The organism is Leptospira inadai serovar Lyme str. 10 (assembly GCF_000243675.2).
Lineage (GTDB): Bacteria > Spirochaetota > Leptospiria > Leptospirales > Leptospiraceae > Leptospira_B > Leptospira_B inadai.
In genome coordinates this window covers 239,529-260,051 of the sequence record NZ_AHMM02000024.1, presented here as the reverse complement: position 1 = coordinate 260,051, position 20,523 = coordinate 239,529, and the positions used below count along the sequence as shown (strand labels likewise).

Below are 20,523 nucleotides of genomic sequence, written 5' to 3'. Positions count from 1 at the left end.
CGATGGTCGAATCTATCCTCGATGATTTCTTACACAGTTTACAAATTAGTTCATATTCTCGGAATCTTATTTTTGTTTTTGGCTTTCGGCGGGATTGCCCTGCATGTGATTGGGGGCGGTACGAAGGAGAATGCCCAAAAAAAATTGATCGCGATGACCCACGGTATCGGACTTTTCTTAATTTTGTTAGGCGGCTTCGGCATGCTGGCGAGATTAGGAATTATTTGGCCTTGGCCCGGTTGGATCATTGCGAAATTCTTATTTTGGTTACTCTTTGGCGGACTGCTGACTCTATTCTATAAAAAACCTTCCGTAGCGAAGTTTTTATGGTTCTCTCTTCCGTTCCTCGGAGTAATCGTAGGTTACATAGCTTTATACAAACCTTTTTAAGCTACTCTTTGTCCGCTTACCAAGTAGCCCCTAACTACGCGGTAAGCCTTCCTGGTTGACAAGAAGCGGTTCCATCAGTGAAACTAGGCTCTGAGGAAATCCGTGGCAAAGCCGACCGCTTCTAAAATAAAGAAAACAAACTCTTCCGCAAAGCGAGAACGCACAATCAAACCGATTCGGGATTTTCTCGGTTCGAGAGACCTTCCTGCGCCTGTGGATCGCCTTGAAGATGTTCGTAAACGAGCGAGAAGATTTAGGGAAAGGATTCTTTCGGGCCCGCAGGTCATCTTTTATAAGTCCTACGATTTGATCAAAGTTCCGTATCCGACCAAGTATGGTCTCTTAAATGCGTTTGCACTTCCTACTCCTCTGATGCATATAGTAAATCGCCTTTTCATAATACAGTATAAAACGTCGGAAGGAGTTAAGACTCTCTTATTCTCTCCTTCGGATTTGGATGGAAATTCCGAGACGCCCTTCTTTAAACGATTCGCCGAAAACTTCGGTCCGTTAAAAGATATCGGAAAGAAAATCTTGGCTCCAACCTTGAACACCGTAGAAGAATGTCTTGCCGACGCGGGTGTCGAGCCGTCTCAGGTGGATTATATTTCCTACGACCATTTGCATACGCAGGATTTACGAAAATGGTTGGGAGCAAACGGACTACCCGGATATTTTCCTAATGCGAAACTTTTAGTTATGAGGGAAGAATGGAATTCGATTCAAGGACTCTTACCGCCTCAGGCGGATTGGTATTGCCCTAACGGTTCCGGAGGAATTTCCATGGATCGAATCGTTCTTTTGGATTCGGACGTGGAATTAGGCGGAGGGGTCGCTCTCATCAAAACTCCCGGACATACGTATGGAAATCACAGTTTGGTCGCTCACACTCCGGAGGGTATTTTCGTTTCCAGTGAAAACGGTGTTTGTGCCGATAGTTATGCGCCTACGAAATCCCGCATTCCGGGAATTCGTAAATACGCAAAGGTAACGGGCATGGAGGTCATTCTAAATGGAAATACTTTGGAGATCGGATTGGATCAATATATTTCCATGGTTTTAGAGAAAGAAGTCTCGGGATTATCCTCGAGAAATCCCGAATTTTATAATGTAGTACCGTCCTCGGAAATGACGGGATTTTGGCTCTTCCCCGGTACGAATCCTACGTTTTCTTTCGGCCCGCTACAGTTCGGTAATTCGATTAGTCCGGGCATTAAGCGGAATAAATCTTGACGATAGGGGTCGTGTTTACGGCCTCGCTAAAATTTCGGCGGATAAGGAAGAAAATATGAAAATATTAATTACCGGTGCAAGCGGCGGATTGGGAAAAAAACTCGCCGAAGATTCTTTCGCTCGAGGGCATGAAATTTTTCTAACTGACATTAACGAAAAAGCGTTAAACGCGTTTGCCTCGAAATGGAAAGGGGAAAAGAATAGGGTCATTACATCGAAATTGGATATTAGCTCGGCTGCCGACTGGAAAAAAGTCATGGATCTTCTCTATAAAAAATGGGAGCGACTGGATATTTTGATGAATGTTGCCGGGTATTTACTCCCGGGCTATATCTATGAAACTCAACCGAAAGATATCGACCGGCACATCGATATCAATTCGAAAGGATTAATGTACGGCACAAGGGAAGCCTCTCTACGTATGATCGATCAAGGGGGAGGTCATATCATCAATATCGCATCGCTTGCGGGAGTCGCACCTATTTCCGGACTAACGCTTTACAGCGCCTCCAAATTCGCGGTGAGAGGGTTTTCTCTGGCAGCTGCCGAAGAACTCAGACCGAAAAACGTTTTCGTAACGACGGTATGTCCGGACGCGATAAAAACTCCGATGCTTGATTTGCAAAAGGATTACGAATCCGCTTCCTTAACTTTCTCCGGAAATCGATATTTGACAGTGGAAGAAGTTTCGGATATCATCTTTCGAAACGTGATCCCTAAGAAACCTTTAGAAGTTCTCGTTCCCGGTTCGAGAGGGTTTCTTGCGAAGCTAGGAGGTTTCTTCCCTTTCCTTGGCCTCTTGCTAGGACCCGCCCTTAGAAGCAAAGGCATGAGAAAGCAAGCGACGTATACGGTATAGGTTCTTGAACTTTTCGACCTATTTCGATTTAGCCGGGGTTGTAGTATTCGCTATTTCGGGAGCTCTGGCCGCATCGGAAAAGAAAGGGCATCACAGCGACGCGTTTAGCGTTTTCTTTACCGGTTTTATTACTGCAATCGGAGGCGGGACATTAAGGGATATAACGCTCGGAAATTATCCCGTGTCTTGGGTTAGGGATTCGAATGTTCTTTGGGCGATTTTTGCGGGCTTCTTGATAACGATCGTCTTCACCCGATTTCTGGTGCGTTACCGGAGTTGGATATTTATTTTTGACACGGTCGGAATTGGCATCTATACGGTTATCGGAACCAAAATCTCTCTTTCCTACGGAGTGAATCCATTCGCAGCATCCATTCTCGGAATGATTTCGGCCGTTTTCGGCGGAGTAATTCGGGATACTCTCATCAATGAGGTACCTTTAATTTTTCGTCGGGAAATTTACGCCACTGCCTGTCTATCCGGGTCGATACTCTACATTTTGTTGAGTAAGGCGGATGTGAACGTCGATTTAAACACAGGGGTCTCCGCGGCGCTAATCATTCTCATTCGGATTATTGCGGTTCGATACAATCTCGCCCTACCGAAATTTCGTCTTCCGGAATAGAAATCAGTCTAATAAAACGTGTCCAGATAACTTTCGAATAGATCGGTAAAAGCATGCACAGAATTAATTTACGCAGATGGGTTCTAACGATTTTACTTATGTGTGTAGTATTATTAGCGTTTCTAAAACCTGCCGATAGAGGAGCTCCCTATTCCGAATATTTCAAATCTCTAAACTTAGAGCTTAAGCAACATGGGCCCGGTAAACCGATCGTCTTACTGGATTTAGATCGTCTAGATTCGAATTTGCAACTTTTAAAGGAAAAATTACGACCGCCTCTTCATTATAGAATCGTCGTAAAGTCTTTACCGTCCCTCGATTTACTACGATATATAGTCCGAGCGACGGATAGCGACCGTCTGATGGTTTTCCACTCGGAAGATATCGTTATGTTACTAAGGGATCCTGAATTTCGCAAATTCGATATTCTTTTAGGCAAACCGATGCCTGCGACGGCCTTAGCGCAGATCTTTCATAAGACATCGAAGGCGTCGGTAGAGAAAATTCATTGGTTAGTCGATACGCCGGATCGAGCGATTCAATATCTCGAGTTTGCAAAAAAAGTCAGGTGCAAACTCGACTTAAATTTGGAAATCGATATCGGATTGCATCGTGGCGGTTTTCCGAATCCGGAAACTATGGATAAGGTCTTGAAACTGATTTCTTCCAATCCTGAATATCTATCCTTTTCCGGGTTTATGGGATACGAGCCTCATGTCGCTTCGGCTCCGACGATTTTAGGGAATAAGATTACCGTTATGGAGGAAGCTCTAGAGCAATCATTGGATCGATATTCTTCTTTTATTAAATTGGGAAGAAAGAACCATCCCGGATTATTCGAAAGGGATCTTATTTTAAACGGAGGAGGGAGTAAAACGTATCGGTTCTATCAAAAACATATCGGAATCGTAAACGATGTTTCGGTCGGTTCCGCTCTAGTAAAGCCGACCGATTTCGATGTGGATAGTCTTGAAGATCATACGCCTGCCGTGTTTATTGCGACTCCGGTATTGAAAAGGTTGGAAGGGACTACGATTCCTTTTTTGGAATCGGTTTCCTTTCTTTTTCCGATTTGGGATCCGAATTTACAAGTTACTTATTTTACCTACGGGGGAGCCTTCCTGGCAAAGAAGGAGTCTCCGAAAGGTCTTCAAGATAACTCTCTGTTCGGTACCAGTACGAACCAGGGAATATTAAACGGATCTAAAACGACGAATCTTTATCCGGACGATTACGTGTTCTTCCGCCCGAGTCAGAGCGAAAAGGTGATGGCCGAGATGGGCGAAATTCATCTTGTGCGCAACGGAAAATTAGCGGGCACTTGGAAATGCTTTCTAAATTAAATTCGAAAGCAAAGGAACTCACAAACGGGATAAAAGCGGGATATGCGTCGACTGAAATCGGAATCACTGCAGTCGAAACTCTGGCTCAAATTTACCTTCTCGAATTTTACGTTTTAGTCGTAGGGCTAAAGCCGTCACTTTTCGGACTGGCAATGTTGGCCGCGATTCTCTGGGACGCAGTCAGCGATCCTTTGATGGGCGCGATTTCGGATCGAACCCCATCGAAGATGGGAAGAAGAAGACCGTACATTATCGGCGGCGGTCTACTTCTCGGCGTGAGCGTGTATTTTCTTTTTACGCCTCCGATTATCGAATCCCAGATCGGAAAGTTCCTTTATCTACTTGGAATGTATTCGTTGGTAAATACTTTCATGACCGTTTTAGCGGTGCCGCATATCGCGTTGGGCGGAGAACTTTCCTTTGAGAGAGAAGAAAGAAATAAAATTTTCGGTTGGAGATTGTTTTTTGCGAATTTAGGTCTTTTATCGGGTCTACTATTACCTGCGATTTTTATCGGAACAGGCGGCGGTCTATTTCTATCACGGAGCTCTTCCTCTATGATTGTGGGAATCGTTCTGATTCTTACGGCCTTACTTGCATTCAGTGTAACGAAAGGGAGGGACATTCCCCTCGAAAATTTGCACATTGAAAAAAGGCGGGGAACGGGTTTTTTCCATTCATTCTTTTCCGTGATCAAGAACGGTTTCTTTCTTCCTCTACTTTTCGCTTTCATAATTGCCGCATTAGCAAGAACTTTAAATTCTTCGATAGGTTTACTATATTATAAACAACGACTTCTTTTGGAGGACGCTCAGGTAGTTGTCCGTATCTTACTACCGTTCGTTTTCTTCCTACTCGTTTCCATTCCCCTCTGGCTTTTCTTGGCTAAGAAGTACGGGAAAAAGCGTCCCGCATTTTGGGGGAGTCTCGGTTTGGGAATTATGACGGTGGTCTCGTATCCGCTCTTCCCGATCGGCTCTTATACGGCTCCGTTAATCGCAGCGTTCGTCGGAGGGATCTGCGCAGGCTCGATTTTGCTCTTCGATTCCTTGGTTGCGGATGTAGTGGATTACGATGAATTGGTCACCGGTGATAAAAAAGAAGGAGCGTATTTCGGATTTTGGAAAATGGCGACCAAAGTCGTTCGAGCGTTAGGCCTCGCGTTTTTGGGTTTCATTTTAGAGGCGATCGGTTATCGAGAGGGAGCGATAACTCAATCCCCCGAACTTGGATGGCGATTGACGATACTATTCGGGCCGGTGGTCGGGAGCTTTTTTATTTTAAGCGCCCTTGTTTTTATGCGAATGCCTCTGGTAGATTCTAAGCACAAACGGATTCAAACCTTGCTTATCAGAAGACGGGCGTTTAGAACAAAGATGCGCCTGATGCGGGAAGGTAGAACTCGAGGATGATCGGTTTCATCCCGATTGAAAGAGGTATATAAACTAAATTTGAAATTTAGTTTATATACCTCCGTAAACGAAAAATTTATTTTCGATATTTCTTTCTAATTTCCTTTAAGGCGTCTTGAATATGTTTTTGACGGACTTGCGGACGAAGATTTTTTCGAATCGGCAGATAACTTTCGGTCGTAGCAAGACTCTTATGCCCTAAAAAGTCTCGAATCTCCTCCAACGTTTTTCCTTCCGCTAACTGATGAACGGCTCGGCTATGCCGGAGCGTAAATAAGGTTACGATTGTCTTTATTCCCGCTTCTTTTGCCAAATCGCCGATTAATCGTTCCACGTTGCGCGAGGTTAAGGGTTTTCCTCGGAATTTGCCCGGAAAAAGATGCGATCCTTTTTCGGCGCCGACTTCTTTTTCGAACCGCTTTAGGATTTTTAAGAGTTCATTGTCTAAGATCACTGTCCTCTTTTGAGTGGGGACGGGAGAATCGACATACAGCGATTTTTTGTTTAAATCGAACTGTCCCCATTTTAGGCGAACGATTTCTCCGACGCGGAGTCCTTCATAGTAGGCGAGTCCGACTAAGAGATGGGAGCGGGGTGACAAGGCCGAAGCCTCCAATAATGCGGAAACTTCCTTTACCGTAAGCACTTTCGGCGTTTTGTATTCGCGTGCTGGGCGCGTAAAATCGTCGAAGACATCCATATTCAGGACTTCTTCAAAGAACATCTTTAGCGAACTGATATTGATTTGTATCGTCGAGGACGATACTTTTCTCTTTTTTAAATGCTCTAGATACTTTTCAATATCTTTGGTGACGACTTTCTCAGCCGGCTTATCGGCAAAAAGGAGAAAATCTAAATTGTATCTTAAATATGTGTATTCGGTTGCTTTCTTATAGTTCCTCTGACGAATCAATTTTACAAGTTTCTCGAAAGAAGCTTTGTTCTTCTTCGGAATTTCTGTATCTAACATGCGTGACCTCTAGTTTTTTCTTAGTCATGGTATTCGGGAATTCTTTCCCCTTTTGATCATCGCTATAGGACATTCTATATTTTTAAAACACGTTCCTATTCTTTACTTATCCGCATGAAAAACGAATGAGCTTGAACAAGGCCGTTAAACGAACATTTCAAGAAGTTCAAAATCTCGTAAAGTGATTTCTTATTTCCTAGATTCGTTTGATTGGTTTGTATTTAGAGTCGTTAAAGTAAAGGCAAATCGTTCGCGATCAATCAGAGCCATCCGGATTTGCGTAGGATTTCTTCGCACACTTCTTCTATTTTGCGGTCATCTAGAGCAATTTGAAAATCTGAGTGCGCACGATAATGCGGTAATCGTGATTCCAGTACTGTTTTATAGGAAATTACTGAATTAAGAGGAGGACGCGTCGAATCGTTTTGAATTTTTTCTACTAAATATGCAGTTGGACGGGATAAAGACACTACGATAGAGTCCTTGCGCAAAAGCTGAATTTTTCGTTCGCTCGGAATCTCCTTTCCGTTTGCATCGAGATCGAAGAGTATTCCACCGCCGCAGTCTAAAATTAAGCCGTTGGAGCCGGATAATTTTGTTAAGATTTTGTACTCTAGGTCTCGGAACGGTTTCCAATCACCCGAGTTTGCTTGAATGAAGTCCGGAATCGAAATTCCTCCTGCTTCATAAACGGCAATCATGTCCGTTGAAATGGCAGGCCTGCCTGTTAATTTAGCAAGCTTCCTAGAAATTTTCGACTTTCCGACCCCTCTAGGGCCGATCAACGCAAGATTTTTCAAACAGCGATCAGCTCCGCAAGATGCCTCGCAATCTCAGGAAGAAGGGTGTAGTACATCTGTAGATCACCATCCGTTACTCCTGCTACTTTGAGGGCTTGCGGGGAGAGTGGCGTGCGGAGACCGCCTATGTCAATTCCCATTCCGCTTAAAATTACGACACAATGGGCGATATGAACCACCGAAACTAGCTCGGGAAATTTCACAGCTTTTTCGGGTTCAGTATAGAAATTAGCGACTTCTACCAATTCTTCTGGAAAATTCCATTTAGCTAAAAGTTTCGCCCCGGCCTCCTCGTGCGTATACCCGAAGTATTTTCTTTCCAGGTCTTTGTAGGGTCCTTCGTACGTTTGTAGTTCGGCTCTCAGTTGTAGGATGATCGACGGAAAAAATTCGGATAGGATTACCTTTCCGATATTATGCAGTAGCCCTGCGGTAAATGCGACGTCTTTATCAAATTTTAACTTTTTCTGAACGGTGATTCTCATCGCAAGCTCGGCGACGGTTAAAGAATGCATCCAGTTGGATTCCCCATCTATCTGGTAGCCTTTTAGGTCCTTCTTTAAAATCCCTTTGGCTTCGGTTAAGAGAATCATTTCACGGACCGTTTTGATCCCCAATGTCATAAGGGATTCCTGTACCGTTTTAACGGGTTTGGTCGGCCTATAGTATGCGGAGTTGGAAAGCTTGATGACCGCCGCCGTTAAACCGGGATCTTTAGAGATTTCTTTCGCTAAGTCGGCAATGGCAACGTCCGGACGATTCACCATCTCCATTACTTTGCTCACCACCGAAGAGATTTTCGGTAGTTGGGCTTCATTTTCGAAGAGTTGGTCTATTTTTTCCTTCATCTCCGCCTACCTGACCTTGTAGAGGTACTTTTCAAATCCGCCTTTTTTAAGGAGAATTCGTCCGTCGTCTAAATATAAACTGATCGTTCGACCTTCGTGCCCGGAAACGTCTTCGACGAGTAAGGTGATTTTTTCCTTCTCCAGAAATTCCCGAGCTACGCTAATGTTCAGTTCCCCGATATTCTGCAGAAAACTGGAATTCATTCCCTTAAACATGGAGGCACCGCCGAACAAGCGGGCATGATATTCGCCCTTGGAGCATCCGAGTTCCGTCATTTTTTTTACCAATTCCGGTAGAGCGGTATCGGCGTATTTATAGGGATTTTTCGCGGAATCTTTTCCGGTCGGATCCCTAGACAACATAATATGCGCCATAGCCCCGACCTTTTTGTCCGGAGAATAGAAAACGACTCCGATGCAAGAGCCTAATGTAGTACGAATGACAGAAGGAGATTGTCCTCCTTGCAAATCCGCAATTCCAACGTTGATGATTTTTACGTCCTTGTTAAGCATGGTGAAGGTTTTATTTTTCTCTGCAAAAAGCGTTTGAAAACGGCGTTTAGTTTGCCGCCCCTGAAGAATCCTTCAAATCATTTTTTAGAAAGAGACAAATTACATCCCTTTCTTTATTTCAAGAGACGGAGAAAAGAGCGAAAAACGCGTCGGAAATCTCCGGTCCGGCTTAAAAATTGAGTTTCATCTCTTATCGACCGGACGAAACTATCCGGAGAAAGAAAATGGAATCAAATTCTCCCACACAAACCGCCGAATCCACCGAACCGATTCGAACATTCGACCTAAACGGATCCGTGATCACGATTTTGGGAACGGCGCATATTAGCCAAAAAAGCATAGAAGAAGTCTCCCGAATCGTTTCCGAAAAAAAACCGGACGTCATTTGTGTGGAACTTTGCGGTTCTCGGATGAGGTCCGTTAAGGATCCGGACCATTGGAAGAAATTGGATATTTTCAAGGTATTCAAGGAAAGAAAAATGTGGCTACTTCTTTCCAGCCTAATTCTTTCCTCATTCCAAAAGAAGATGGGTAATGGAAGCATTCGTCCCGGCGATGAAATGCGCAGAGCCATCGAAGAAGGAGAACGCACTGGGGCCAGAATATTTCCCGTTGATCGGGAAATCTCCATCACTTTAAAAAGAGCCTGGTGGAAAGTCGGTTTTTGGGATCGAATGTATCTATTTTCGGCGTTAGTGACTTCCCTGTTCGTGAAGGAAGAAATTTCCGCCGAAAAGATAGAGGAAATGAAATCCGACGACGTACTGAAGGATTTATTCTCCCAGCTACCGTCCCGTTATGAATCGGTAAAGAACGTCATCATTGATGAAAGAGACGCGTACCTTGCCCAACGGATTCGGGAAGCCGCAAAACATGGAAGGAAAATCTTTGCGGTAGTCGGAGCCGGACATTTAGAAGGGATCATGAAGAATATCGCATCGGATCAATCGGTCACGCATTTGGATATTCTTCCGAGCAAAGGCTCTTGGGATAAAATTCGCCCGTTCTTATTTCCGGCGATCATTCTGATCCTGGTCTCTACGTTAGTATTGTTCGGAGGAAAGGAAGCAGGGCAGGAGTTCATCGTTCGCTGGGTTCTCGTAAAGGGAACATTAGCCGCTATCGGCGCGATCATCGCTTTAGCTCATCCTATTTCGATTCTACTCGCTTTCATCGCAGCCCCGATCGGAAATTTTAATCCTATTATCAAGCCGGGTTGGGTGGCTGCACTTGCGGAATCATGGTTGCGCAAACCCCTCGTGGAAGATTTTGAGAAAATAGGAGAAGATTCCGAACGTTTCAAAGGTTATTGGCAGAACAACGTGATTCGAATCTTTTTGGTTTTTATGCTTCCCCAAATAGGCAGCAGCATCGGAACCTTTATCGTCACTGCGGAGTTGTTCAAGAGACTGTCGGAAATATTCACTCGAATTTTTAGCCAAATCATCGGCGGTTGACGGAAAGATTTATGCGCGGCGCTTGGAAAAATCTAGGAGTCCTTTTTACGATCGCAGGTGCCGCGTTTTTTTTCTTTTACCCTTCCCAGGAAATTTTATCCAAGCAAACGATCAAAGATTTAGTAGTCGCCGAAAACATGGACGGGATGTCCTTACTTCCGTATATTAGCATTTTCAAAGATACTTCCGGAAGGATGACCTTTTCCGAGGTGCGCGAAGCTTCTGCAAACGGTTTGTTCAAAACCCTGGAGCAGAATAGTATCGGATATACCGAGGCAGCTATCTGGATCCGACTCGGAGTTTCGAATCCGGTTTCGAGTAAGAGGGATTGGATCTTGGAAATCGATTACCCTTTGCTGGACTACGTCGACCTATATACCAGCACTTCCGGAAACGATCCGGTAAATATGTCGGGCGATATGCGAGGCTTTAGCTCGAGGCAGATGGAATACCGCAATTTTGCCTATTCATTTCAAGAATCTCCTTCGAGTCGTCGCGAAATTTATTTCAGAGTCGTTACCAAAAGTTCCGTTCTTCTTCCGTTATTAGCGTTTACTCAAAACCGTTTTGCCGAGCACGTTTTTACCGAACAGCTCGCGCTCGGTTTTTACTACGGCTCTACGCTGGTGATGGTGGTTTATAACCTGTTTCTATTCTTTTCCATCCGGGATCGAAGCTACTTGTATTACGTCGTTTATATTTTAAGTTACATACTCTTTCAGTTCACTTTAAACGGATTATCGTTTCAATACCTTTGGAGAAATTCGACGGTGTGGGCGAATTTTAGTCTTCCTTTCTTTCTTTTCTTGGGATTATTTACGGTTTCTTTATTCGGTCGTTCTTTTTTAGGAGCGGCGAAATATACGCCGAAATCGGCTCGCATCTATAATTTCCTTTTTTTCCTTCAGATACTCGGAATGGTCTCCACATTGACGCTTCTAGACTATCGGACTTCGATCGTCTTTAGTCTCGTGGTTATGTTTTTGACGCTCGGCTTCCTGGTCTTCAACGGCGTACAATGTCTTTTGGCCGGAAGAAGAGAGGCACGCTATTTTCTATTGGCTTGGTCGGTCTTTATCTTATTTAGTTTCCTCTTCGGGATAAAATCGTTCGGTCTTTTACCCGATAATTTCTTTACGCTTTACGGAATCCAAATCGGTTCCGTGATGGAAGTAAGTCTATTATCTTTAGGACTTGCCGACCGAATTAAGGGTCTTTCCGACGAGTTAAGCGATCGTGTTCTTGAACTGGATAAAATGCGGGTTAATGCCGAAGAATCCGAGGCGAAGTACCGGAGTTTGTTCGAAGCGGAGGAGGACTTCCTTTTCTCCATCGATCAAAATTGGACCGTCTTGGCAGCGAACCGCTCCGTGGCAAAGCACCTAGGGTATAAACCGCCGGAAATCATCGGTAAAAATTTTATGGAGCTGGTGTACAAATCCGGCGGAATTCAGGACGCGTATAAAAAGCTGTATGTCTTGGAAAAATTGGAGGAACTTTCTTCCGAAGGAAAGCCGGTCCGATTCTTGGCGGAGTTTTTACAAAAATATCTTAGAGAGCCTAAGGAACTTCAGGTCCAGTTTCAAGTTTTAGAATACGAAGGCCAACGAGAAATATTGGGACGAGCCTACGAACCGGATCAGGATCTGATGGCAAGATTTGTTGATAGCGAAAAACTCGTTTTCTCCGCAAATAATTACCTTCAAAATGCGGAGTTATTGAGCCAGAGGTTGACCGCGAATTTATTTCGATTTACCGATACGGGAACTGTCGTTGCGATCAGGAATTGTTTACGAGAAATGATCATAAACGCGATCGAGCACGGAAATTTGAATATCAGTTTCGACGAAAAGACGCGAGCTATGGAAGACGGAAATTATTTTCGATTCGTCCAGGAACGGCAAAAGGATCCGTATTACAAAGGGAAAAAAATCAAGGTCGAATATTCGCTTTCGGCCGATCGTTTTGGAGTAAGAATTACCGACGAAGGCAAAGGTTTTAATCATGCTCGAACGTTAAAGAATAAGATGGAACAATTGAATTCGGAGGGTATGACTCACGGAAGAGGTTTGACTCTCACACTCTCCACGTTCGACGTCGTAAAGTTCAATAGCAACGGAAATCAAGTGACTCTCGTAAAATATTTTTGATTCGGGTCGGCCTATGACATTTTTTCGTAATTTACTTCTAATCGGTACAGTCGGGATCCTCTTGATAAACTGCTCCTCCTTAGGAACAAAAAATAAGGCTCCCGATTTGGAGAGTGCCGTAAAAACTATCGCCGCGGATTTAAAGAATCAATTCGTCGCATCCGCAAAATCTCAAGGCGGAAAAATGCCGGGTAGATTAGGAATTTTAAATATAGTTAACGGTGACGGATCAAAGTCCCAGTTGGGCGGAATTTTGACCGACAAATTGACGAAGGAACTTTTCGATCCGAACGTTTTTATCTTATTGGAAAGGGACCGGCTGAATCGGGTAGTGAGCGAACAGACTTTTCAGGAAAGCGGATTAGTTCTTTCGGATCAGGTAATTTCACTCGGAAAACTTTCCGGGGCCGAATATCTGCTCTTGGGGCAGATACTTTTCGAGGATCAGGATTTTTTATTGAATCTTCGTATCGTTTCGCTTGCCGGAGTTATTCTTGCGACTACGGAAGTTCGTTTCGATTCCAATGACGAGACGTTTTCCAAATTTAGGGAACGTATTCAATAAGCTTTCGATTTCGCTTCCTATTTGCGCTTCTTCCGAGCGGGCTGCACCTTTTTCTTTCCGATCGGTTTTTTTATTTCGGCCCTTCGAACTTTCTTTTTAATTTTCGACGGCTTCTCGACTTCGAGAATTTCGGTTTCTAGGATCCGATTTTTATCCGATTGAGAGTGGTGTTTTGAGGACGCGCTTGGCGGATGATTCTTTTGTAAGTAGTCGCTAATGCTACGTAGATTTTCCTCCACTCGTACGATATTAAAATTTCCTACGACGTCGAACCAAAGATCCCTTCCTTGCCCGAATTCCGAAGAAGATTTGGGTAGAAAAAAAAGTTCCTTCCACGGGGAAAGCGGTTGAAAGCGATCCATAAAAAGAAAGGTGTTGAACATCTTTTCCAGCAAAGGGGATTTCCACCCTAATTCTTTCGGCCCGAAAAAACGGAAGAGGGAGGTCCCTCGAAACGGAGTTCCTAACGTGATCAAGGCGCCAACTTTTCTTCTAGACGTATCCGGTAATAGTAGGCATAAAAGACCTCCCGTATTATGGGTTAGAAAAACGTATTTCTTCGGCAGGTTTTTCAGTTGGGAATCGAGGGACCGGATGATATTTGTCGTGTTTAAAAAAATCGGAGGAATTTTTAGGATTTTGGGTTTATATCCCGACTTTTCCAGTTTTCTTGTAAGTTTTTTGTAATATACGGGTCCGGAAAAAAAACCGGGAACGATGAGAATGTCGGCTTGCTCGATCGGAGTTTCCCGAGTCTCCGGAAGATAGCAAGTCGCCAAAGAGAAAAGAAACGAGAATATTTCAACGATGCTGTAGTAGAATTCGCGTACGCTTGCGAAGGTTTTTTTCATACGAAAAGCTTGAAGTATCCGGGGTTAACTGCAATATGTCAGAAGGTTTCGATGTTGGGAAAAAATTGGTCCAAACTTGTTTTAATCTTCTTCTTAGTGGCCGCTCCTGTCTACTCGAATATACCGAAATATTCCGAGCTTGACAGGATTCTACTTTCTACTTGGAACAGAACGTTTCCGGTACCGTTTACTAAGATAGTAAAGAGGGATGTAAGCGGCAAGGGGATCCTTCAATACAGAAAGTCGTCAAAGAAGACCGTCTATATCTATACCTATCTCGTGTTTCTTCCACGTTACGGGGAAGAGGCGGAAAAACCCGTTCAGCAAGACGGAGGTAGGGAAGTGAAAGTTAAGCTTTTCTACGATCCCGTATCTTCGGAAAAGTACGAAGTAGAGTTGGGCGAATTTGACGAGGCCTACGATACAAGGGGGATTATTCGATGGATTCGATGAAAGCGGAATCGGAGGTACTGATCCAAGCGAAGATGCTTAAGGCCGGACTTTCTGCGGAATTCATTTCGGACTTTTTGTCGAAAGTCGACGAGGTTCGAAATGGGGAGACCGGAATCGTAAAATGGGAAGAGGTCGGAGATCTTGACTCTAACTCGGACGAAATTTCTCTCGAAGTGATCGAATCGAGAGGCAGGCCGGACCCGTCCATTTTAAACGAACTCGTAGTCATTAAGCTGAACGGCGGATTAGGAACGAGCATGGGATTGTCCGGCCCGAAATCTCTCATAGAAATCAAGGACGGAATGTCTTTTTTGGAGATTGTCGCTCGGCAGATCGAGTTTATTCGGAAAGAATACAAGATCGAAGTCCCGCTATTGCTTATGGATAGCTTCAGCACTTTGGAGCAGAGTCAGGCGGAGTTAAAGCGAATCGGATTTTCTCAATCTTTTCCGACAAGCTTTTTGCAGCATAAGGTTCCAAGGCTTCTCAAGAATAGTCTAAAGCCGTTGGAGGTCCCCGGGGATGAAAATGAAGAGTGGTGTCCGCCCGGTCACGGTGATATTTGGTTTACGCTACTGGAAACAGGCATCCTAGATTTGCTCCTCGAGAAAGGATATAAAGTCGCCTTCGTCTCAAACGGAGATAATTTAGGTGCCACTGTTCATCCTGGAATCTTACGGTACATGATGGAGGAAGAGCTGGAATTCTGTATGGAGATGACCCCAAAAACCCTGGCTGATAAGAAAGGGGGGGCTATTTTTCGAAGGACAGTCAACGGTAAAAAGCTGAATTACCAATTGCTGGAAACCGCGCAGGTTCCTTCGAATCATATGCACGAGTTTGAAGGAGTTTCCAAATTTCGAAGTTTTTCCACCAATAATCTATGGATTCGCCTGGATGCGCTAAAAGAGCGTTTAGTTTCCGGAAAATTTTCCTTATCCTTGATTGTAAATCCCAAGATGGTCGACGGGCAGGAGGTCCTACAGTTGGAAACCGCAATGGGATCCGCTATTCAAAACTTTCCAAAAGCTAAAGGAATCATTATTCCGCGCGATCGATTCGCTCCGGTAAAAAAATGCGAAGACTACCTTGTCCGACGCTCCGACGCATATACTTTGCATTCGGACTTTTCTATAACGATGACAGAGGAACGCAAAAATGCGGGTTTAGGAGAAGTGATCGTCCAGATGGATGATATTTATTATAAGAAAATTAATGACTTTACTGCAAGAATGCTAGCTCTTCCGTCATTAGTGCGCTGCACCTCGTTGCGGGTCGAAGGAGATGTCGTATTTGATATTCCTTTAGAGATAGAAGGTGACGTAATCATATCCAATCCTAGCGGATCGCAGAAAAAAGTTTCCGAGCTCGGCAAAAATCGGATCTCCGGAGAAACAATACGTTTCCGCTTTACATAAAACAACAGTCGTTTAAAATCCTGTCTACGGGCGTTAGGGGGAAAGCCGTCCGCTCTAATGGCGATAAAAGTCGAAGCTGAAATGACAGATTCCCAAAACCTCAGTCTAAGATCCTTCGATTTTGGGGACTTAGAACAATTCAAAACCGTTTTCATCAATGAGAATCGCGGAAAGCCGATCTTTCTCCTTAGATTCCAAAGTATTTCCATAATTTCTCTCGTTGAGTTCATCCAACTCGTTCCACAAAAGATAGCCGAAGTGGAACCGTCTCATCGCGAATTTCTTCGTTATTATACGTACGGAGACAAAAAGAATTTATTGATCGGAGTTGCCCCGTTGGATAATTCCGGATTCGAGAACCAGGCAAATTTCGACGCTGCCATCGGTAGATTTCATGATAGCGCCGTTCGAAACGGAAGTTTGAATTTCGATTTCGGAATAGGTCGCACCCAATGTAATTTTATCTCCTACGTGGAGGAAATTTTTCGAGAGCTGGAGTCGTCCTCCTTAAAGAATTTAAAGGACAATCTGGTCCGCTGGAGCTGGACCTATTTAAATCGCGTAAACGATTATTTTGCGAGCGATCGCCCTGACGCGGTCATTCAACCGATTATTCATTACAATCATAGAGATCATACTTTCTCGATGAAAGGAGGCGAGGTCTTTGTCGGCGGGGAAGCGTATGCCGGTTATGCCGATTTGATACGGGATATCCCTCACGATCAGGACTTGAACAGAATCGAACTTTTGATCCTCGAAAAATTGATCATGTCCTGTAACGGATCGCCGGGATTATTGAAGTTCAATATCTCTCCTCAGACGTTAATCGATACGTTCGATACGGACGAGAAAGTTACTCGATTTCATGAGCTCCTTTTAAAGCAAAATTTAAATCCCCAGAATATTCGTATGGAGCTGATAGAAAAACCGTACGAAGAAGGCGAGGCGACTCTTAAGTCCGTTTGTAGAAGGTTTTGGAATTTCGGAATCAGCTTTGCGGCGGACGACTTCGGAGTTAAGAGTCAAAGTCATCAAGTCGTATTAGACTTGGGCGAAATGATCAAGGAATTTAAATTGGATCCTATCAGCTTCAAATTTAAGGCAGACCAGGACTTGACTAAATTCCTAGATAACCTTGCGTTCATCGATTATTGCCGTAGACTTTCCGATAACCGGGAAGCGATTATCACCGCAGAAGCTTTGGAAGATATAGATTCCTTAAATTTCCTAATCACTCACCAAGTTTACTACTTTCAAGCGAATTTGTTTTGTCGCAAAATTTGGATTCAGGATTATAAGGATCGATTCAAGGAAATGCAAAAGCTTCCGGAGAGCGCCGTAACAACGATACTCGGCTCCGCGGAATTAACCCAAAGGTTGAAGGAAATCGGAAATATCTTCACGCTCGCGAGAGAAGTGGAACTGATTTAATTTCCAAAACTCTTTCGAATGCCGACGGGTCCTACGTAAAGCGTGCGGATTCGCGTTTGCCGATTGCTCCAAAAAGTTTCAATCTGCATAAGCCGTTTTAATTTATTTCCCTAAAACGACATACCGCCGTAAACAAAGACGCCTCCCGAGTTCGTCGTCATAAAACGGGAGAAGTCTTTGCCTTTGTGGCGGGTTAACTAACGTTTATTATTCTTTCAGAAAGCTGAGCGTGGATTTCTGATTGATAATCCCGTTATCTTTCAAAGTAACCGAAAGTGCGTCACCGGTTTTTTCGATTTCAATCCGGAATTTTCCGTCCTTGTCTATGATCGGGCTATTCTCAACGTATTTCCCTTCGAAAATCTTTTGCTTATTAAACTTAACAACGTAATTAACGTTATCTTGGCTCTCGATTTCCAGCAGGACTTGGTTGACCCCTTTCGACCCGTCCCAGGACATCGCAGTCCATGGCCCTTTAAATTTTTCTAAAGTGGAATCTCCGCCGAAAGCCCGCATTAATTTTGCCGGTTTTGCGGCGGAGAGTACCGCAGAAACGGGAGTCGCGTATTCGCTTTCGCCTCCTAGATCCGTTTTAGCCGTAACCGTATACAAAAAGAAACTTTCCTTTTCGGGAATATCCGCCGTAAATAGCGAACTCTTTGCGTTGGCCGAGGATATAAAATCCCAGGAGGAGGATCCTCGCTTCTTGCGATAAACGTAATATTCTGATGCGCCCTTAACGGGATCCCATTTTAACGTGATCTTGCCGTTTTTTGCGTCCGGATTTCCTTTCAGACCGGTCGGTGAAGGAAGCCTTTCCCCCCTATGCTTGTTCGGATCGATATAACCGTAAGCGTAATCCGAAAAAGGTCCCGCTAATCCGTTTTTATTTACCGCAGCTACCGCATAAAACGCATACTGGGCCGGAAGCTTCTCATCCACGAAATTTTCCTTGGCCTCCTCCGCTAATTTCGACCAAGTCCCGCTACCGAAAAGTCCTCCGGTATTATAACGATAAATCAAATACCGGGACGCTCCGGTAACTTTTTGCCAACGAAGTTCTACCTTGCTGTTGTACAGCCCTTTTGTAGCGATCAAGCCGACGGGTTTCGGCGGTTTGGAATCGGCTTTTGCCGTGCTTCCTGAGGCGGCGTCGGAAGGGTCACCTGTCTTTCCGCCGTTGACCGCGGCAACCACATATAATTCGGTATTTCCGTTCTTGGCCGCAGCATTATCCGAATAGGAATTGGTTTTGCTTTTTCCGATCAGAACATATTTTTTCTGGGTATTGCTCCATTTATAGACGGAGTATTCGGAGACTCCGTCTATCGCTTCCCATACTATATCGATTTTATTTGAAAATTGACCCTGACTAGCCTTTAGGCCTACTACTTTTGCAGGTGCCTTCTGTTCTTCCGACTTCGCATAACCTATCGCTTCGCCGTCCGATTGGTCCGAAGAATCCGAGTCCGTAAGAGTCGTGATTTTATACGCGTAAGCGATATCTTTTTGGATGCCATCGTCCGTGAATCCGTTGGTTTGCGAAAGGCCGATTTTGGTGAATGTGGAATCTCCGGGGCCCTTCCGATAAATCTCGTAACCTACGGCTCCGATGACGCTTTCCCAAGTGATTTGCACTCGGTCCGAATAGGACCCTTGCGAGGCTGAAACTTCTTTCGGAGGAACGGGTTTGGTCTTTTCCGGTGGAAGGGGCTTATTATCGTTCGTTTGAGTCGGTGTGGGTTCGTCCTGAATACTCGCTACTTCATCAACGAGAACGAACGCCGATTGACAGACTTTCGTGAACCATTTATAGTCGATGTATCCGTAGCCCTGGTCTCCCCATTGCGTGCTCCACGAATTAATGAATTTGAATGCGTTTTGAGAATCATCATAGCCGACGATAGAAATTGCATGTCCGCCATAGGCTTTGCCTACTCCTTCCTTATAGATCTCTTTTCCTTTTAGGTTCATGAAATTCTCGTAAACGAGGATTCCGGCGACGACGGGTCTCCCTTGTGCGAGCTGATTCTTCACTTCCATCGGATCCGTTTGGCGAACCCTTAGGAATTCCTTGGCCTTGAATTTGGAGGCGACGTCGAATGCGGACTGGGGCGGTTTAGCTAAATAATCACTAGGATTATACGGCATCGCATCCCAAGTGGCCGCTCCGGTTTCCACTACCAATTTCATCGCATCTGAAATTAAGGAGCCGTTATCTCTTCCACCGTTGATTTGATTGTAGATGAACGCCGGAGAAAAGATGGACGAATAGTTGGGGGAACCGTCCGGAGTTCTTAAATTCCAATTTCCCCTTCCTTTCCTCTCGCTGTATTCCTGGAAGGATTTTGTTGCATACGCAGTGGACCAAGCCACGCAGGAGCTTTGTTGGCCTTGGTCGCCTACCGGTGGCATCGAATCGGAAAGGTCGACGCTGGAGGCCATTCCACGATGAGAGATTCGATTGGGATTCGCTTCCTTAAGGGAGGACAGGAGTTCGAACGGCTCCTGCTTCATTCCTAACCCCGGAAATTTTGCCGGCTGTCCGAATAGGCCGTTCCCGGCGAGCAATAAAGTGGATATTAAAACGGAAATTTTTCTGAACATTTTCATTCGGTTCTCCCAACTAAATTAGTTTTTGATTTCGGCTCGAATTTTTTCTTCCAATTCTTTCGAATATTCCCGAAAGGCATAGGGATGAGGTTCGTATAGTGCGACCACCTCCGTCTCTTTTCCCTTGCTATCCTTTACTTTTTTCTTAATTAAAAAAAGAATATAATCTCCTTCTTGCGGAGGAGCTTTTAGCCATTTCCCGAAATATTCCGGAAAAACGAGGAATGCTAAGTCGAATTTTGTCGGTAAATCCGAGCCGCCTTTTATGGGCTTTAGCACTTGTATATTAGCCGTCACCGATATGGAGTTCGCGGAGATCTTGCTTTCCTTAACATTGGATAATCTTGCAAGTGCTATAAAATCGGAATGAGTTACTTGTGATTCTAGGGTAGGAGGCGGAGTCAGGGCTTCTACGGGGAGAAGAAAAAAGCTAAGGACTATAATGCAGGAAGCTGCCAGACGAATCATTCTTATCGCTCCAGGTGTAAGTTTTTAAGGGCATTACACCTTACCCCCTTGGCCGAATCCATTTCAACCGATTTTCAGGCGCGGATGAGTAACTCTTTCCGCATTTTGGAAAAAAGAAATTAAC

The 20,523-nt window shown here is 44.5% G+C and carries 19 protein-coding genes; 12 read left to right on the top strand and 7 right to left on the bottom strand.

Translation table 11 applies throughout. The features are described from left to right. Nucleotides 1-21: 21 nt before the first annotated feature. The 6 genes from LEP1GSC047_RS15075 (at nucleotide 22) to LEP1GSC047_RS15050 (ending at nucleotide 5,862) form a co-directional block, all read left to right on the top strand. Nucleotides 22-390: a hypothetical protein gene (locus tag LEP1GSC047_RS15075; RefSeq protein WP_010409836.1), complete on the top strand. Its 369-nt coding sequence runs from the start codon at nucleotides 22-24 to the stop codon at nucleotides 388-390. A 126-nt stretch (nucleotides 391-516) separates the two neighbouring features. Further along, nucleotides 517-1,623: an MBL fold metallo-hydrolase gene (locus LEP1GSC047_RS15070; protein ID WP_373364531.1), complete on the top strand. Its 1,107-nt coding sequence runs from the start codon at nucleotides 517-519 to the stop codon at nucleotides 1,621-1,623. Between the two features lie 55 nt (nucleotides 1,624-1,678). Beyond that, a complete protein-coding gene (locus tag LEP1GSC047_RS15065; RefSeq protein WP_010409832.1) occupies nucleotides 1,679-2,482 on the top strand; it encodes an SDR family oxidoreductase in 804 nt (267 codons plus the stop codon). Nucleotides 2,483-2,486: 4 nt separating this feature from the next. After that, nucleotides 2,487-3,107 carry a trimeric intracellular cation channel family protein gene (locus tag LEP1GSC047_RS15060; RefSeq protein ID WP_010409828.1) on the top strand — a complete coding sequence of 207 codons (621 nt, stop codon included), beginning with the start codon at nucleotides 2,487-2,489 and terminating at the stop codon, nucleotides 3,105-3,107. A 53-nt stretch (nucleotides 3,108-3,160) separates the two neighbouring features. Next, nucleotides 3,161-4,450: an alanine racemase gene (locus LEP1GSC047_RS15055; protein WP_010409826.1), complete on the top strand. Its 1,290-nt coding sequence runs from the start codon at nucleotides 3,161-3,163 to the stop codon at nucleotides 4,448-4,450. Then, nucleotides 4,435-5,862 (top strand): MFS transporter, encoded by a 1,428-nt coding sequence (locus tag LEP1GSC047_RS15050; protein WP_010409823.1) that lies wholly within the window; start codon nucleotides 4,435-4,437, stop codon nucleotides 5,860-5,862. Before LEP1GSC047_RS15055 ends, LEP1GSC047_RS15050 begins: the two co-directional genes overlap by 16 nt. Before the next feature lie 76 nt (nucleotides 5,863-5,938). On the opposite strand, the gene LEP1GSC047_RS15045 is transcribed toward LEP1GSC047_RS15050, so the two are convergent. The 4 genes from LEP1GSC047_RS15045 to LEP1GSC047_RS15030 form a co-directional block, all read right to left on the bottom strand. Beyond that, nucleotides 5,939-6,832: a tyrosine-type recombinase/integrase gene (locus LEP1GSC047_RS15045; protein ID WP_010409821.1), complete on the bottom strand. Its 894-nt coding sequence runs from the start codon at nucleotides 6,830-6,832 to the stop codon at nucleotides 5,939-5,941. A 260-nt stretch (nucleotides 6,833-7,092) separates the two neighbouring features. Next, a complete protein-coding gene (locus LEP1GSC047_RS15040) occupies nucleotides 7,093-7,632 on the bottom strand; it encodes a shikimate kinase (RefSeq protein ID WP_010409818.1) in 540 nt (179 codons plus the stop codon). Continuing rightward, complete coding sequence (locus LEP1GSC047_RS15035; protein ID WP_010409816.1) at nucleotides 7,629-8,480, bottom strand: HDOD domain-containing protein; 852 nt, start codon at nucleotides 8,478-8,480, stop codon at nucleotides 7,629-7,631. The genes LEP1GSC047_RS15040 and LEP1GSC047_RS15035 overlap by 4 nt, the downstream gene beginning before the upstream one ends. A gap of 6 nt (nucleotides 8,481-8,486) precedes the next feature. Then, entirely contained in the window at nucleotides 8,487-8,993 is a 507-nt protein-coding gene (locus LEP1GSC047_RS15030; protein ID WP_010409814.1) for a chemotaxis protein CheD, read from the bottom strand. A gap of 224 nt (nucleotides 8,994-9,217) precedes the next feature. Here LEP1GSC047_RS15030 and LEP1GSC047_RS15025 point away from each other — a divergent pair, with 224 nt between their 5' ends. The 3 genes from LEP1GSC047_RS15025 to LEP1GSC047_RS15015 are packed head-to-tail and all read left to right on the top strand — an operon-like array spanning nucleotide 9,218 to nucleotide 13,165. Beyond that, entirely contained in the window at nucleotides 9,218-10,450 is a 1,233-nt protein-coding gene (locus tag LEP1GSC047_RS15025; protein ID WP_020988892.1) for a TraB/GumN family protein, read from the top strand. A gap of 11 nt (nucleotides 10,451-10,461) precedes the next feature. Beyond that, nucleotides 10,462-12,600 carry a 7TM diverse intracellular signaling domain-containing protein gene (locus tag LEP1GSC047_RS15020; protein WP_010409810.1) on the top strand — a complete coding sequence of 713 codons (2,139 nt, stop codon included), beginning with the start codon at nucleotides 10,462-10,464 and terminating at the stop codon, nucleotides 12,598-12,600. Nucleotides 12,601-12,613: 13 nt separating this feature from the next. Then, nucleotides 12,614-13,165 carry a CsgG/HfaB family protein gene (locus tag LEP1GSC047_RS15015; RefSeq protein ID WP_010409808.1) on the top strand — a complete coding sequence of 184 codons (552 nt, stop codon included), beginning with the start codon at nucleotides 12,614-12,616 and terminating at the stop codon, nucleotides 13,163-13,165. Nucleotides 13,166-13,182: 17 nt separating this feature from the next. Here the strand turns inward: LEP1GSC047_RS15015 and LEP1GSC047_RS15010 are convergent, their stop codons facing one another. Continuing rightward, nucleotides 13,183-14,016, bottom strand: coding sequence for an esterase/lipase family protein (locus LEP1GSC047_RS15010; RefSeq protein ID WP_020988942.1), 834 nt, complete (start codon nucleotides 14,014-14,016; stop codon nucleotides 13,183-13,185). Between the two features lie 51 nt (nucleotides 14,017-14,067). On the opposite strand from LEP1GSC047_RS15010, the gene LEP1GSC047_RS15005 reads away from it, so the two are divergent. The 3 genes from LEP1GSC047_RS15005 (at nucleotide 14,068) to LEP1GSC047_RS14995 (ending at nucleotide 17,318) form a co-directional block, all read left to right on the top strand. Further along, nucleotides 14,068-14,469 (top strand): hypothetical protein, encoded by a 402-nt coding sequence (locus LEP1GSC047_RS15005; protein ID WP_010409803.1) that lies wholly within the window; start codon nucleotides 14,068-14,070, stop codon nucleotides 14,467-14,469. After that, on the top strand, nucleotides 14,457-15,887 hold the full coding sequence (locus LEP1GSC047_RS15000) for a UTP--glucose-1-phosphate uridylyltransferase (RefSeq protein WP_010409801.1): 1,431 nt from the start codon (nucleotides 14,457-14,459) through the stop codon (nucleotides 15,885-15,887). Before LEP1GSC047_RS15005 ends, LEP1GSC047_RS15000 begins: the two co-directional genes overlap by 13 nt. A gap of 81 nt (nucleotides 15,888-15,968) precedes the next feature. Next, nucleotides 15,969-17,318 (top strand): EAL domain-containing protein, encoded by a 1,350-nt coding sequence (locus LEP1GSC047_RS14995; RefSeq protein ID WP_039935287.1) that lies wholly within the window; start codon nucleotides 15,969-15,971, stop codon nucleotides 17,316-17,318. Nucleotides 17,319-17,525: 207 nt separating this feature from the next. Here LEP1GSC047_RS14995 and LEP1GSC047_RS14990 read toward each other — a convergent pair whose 3' ends face one another. Continuing rightward, nucleotides 17,526-19,931, bottom strand: a complete 2,406-nt coding sequence (locus LEP1GSC047_RS14990; protein ID WP_010409797.1) for a C1 family peptidase — start codon at nucleotides 19,929-19,931, stop codon at nucleotides 17,526-17,528. 18 nt (nucleotides 19,932-19,949) lie between these two features. After that, complete coding sequence (locus tag LEP1GSC047_RS14985; protein ID WP_373364530.1) at nucleotides 19,950-20,396, bottom strand: LIC_20196 family exoprotein; 447 nt, start codon at nucleotides 20,394-20,396, stop codon at nucleotides 19,950-19,952. Between the last annotated feature and the right edge of the window lie 127 nt (nucleotides 20,397-20,523).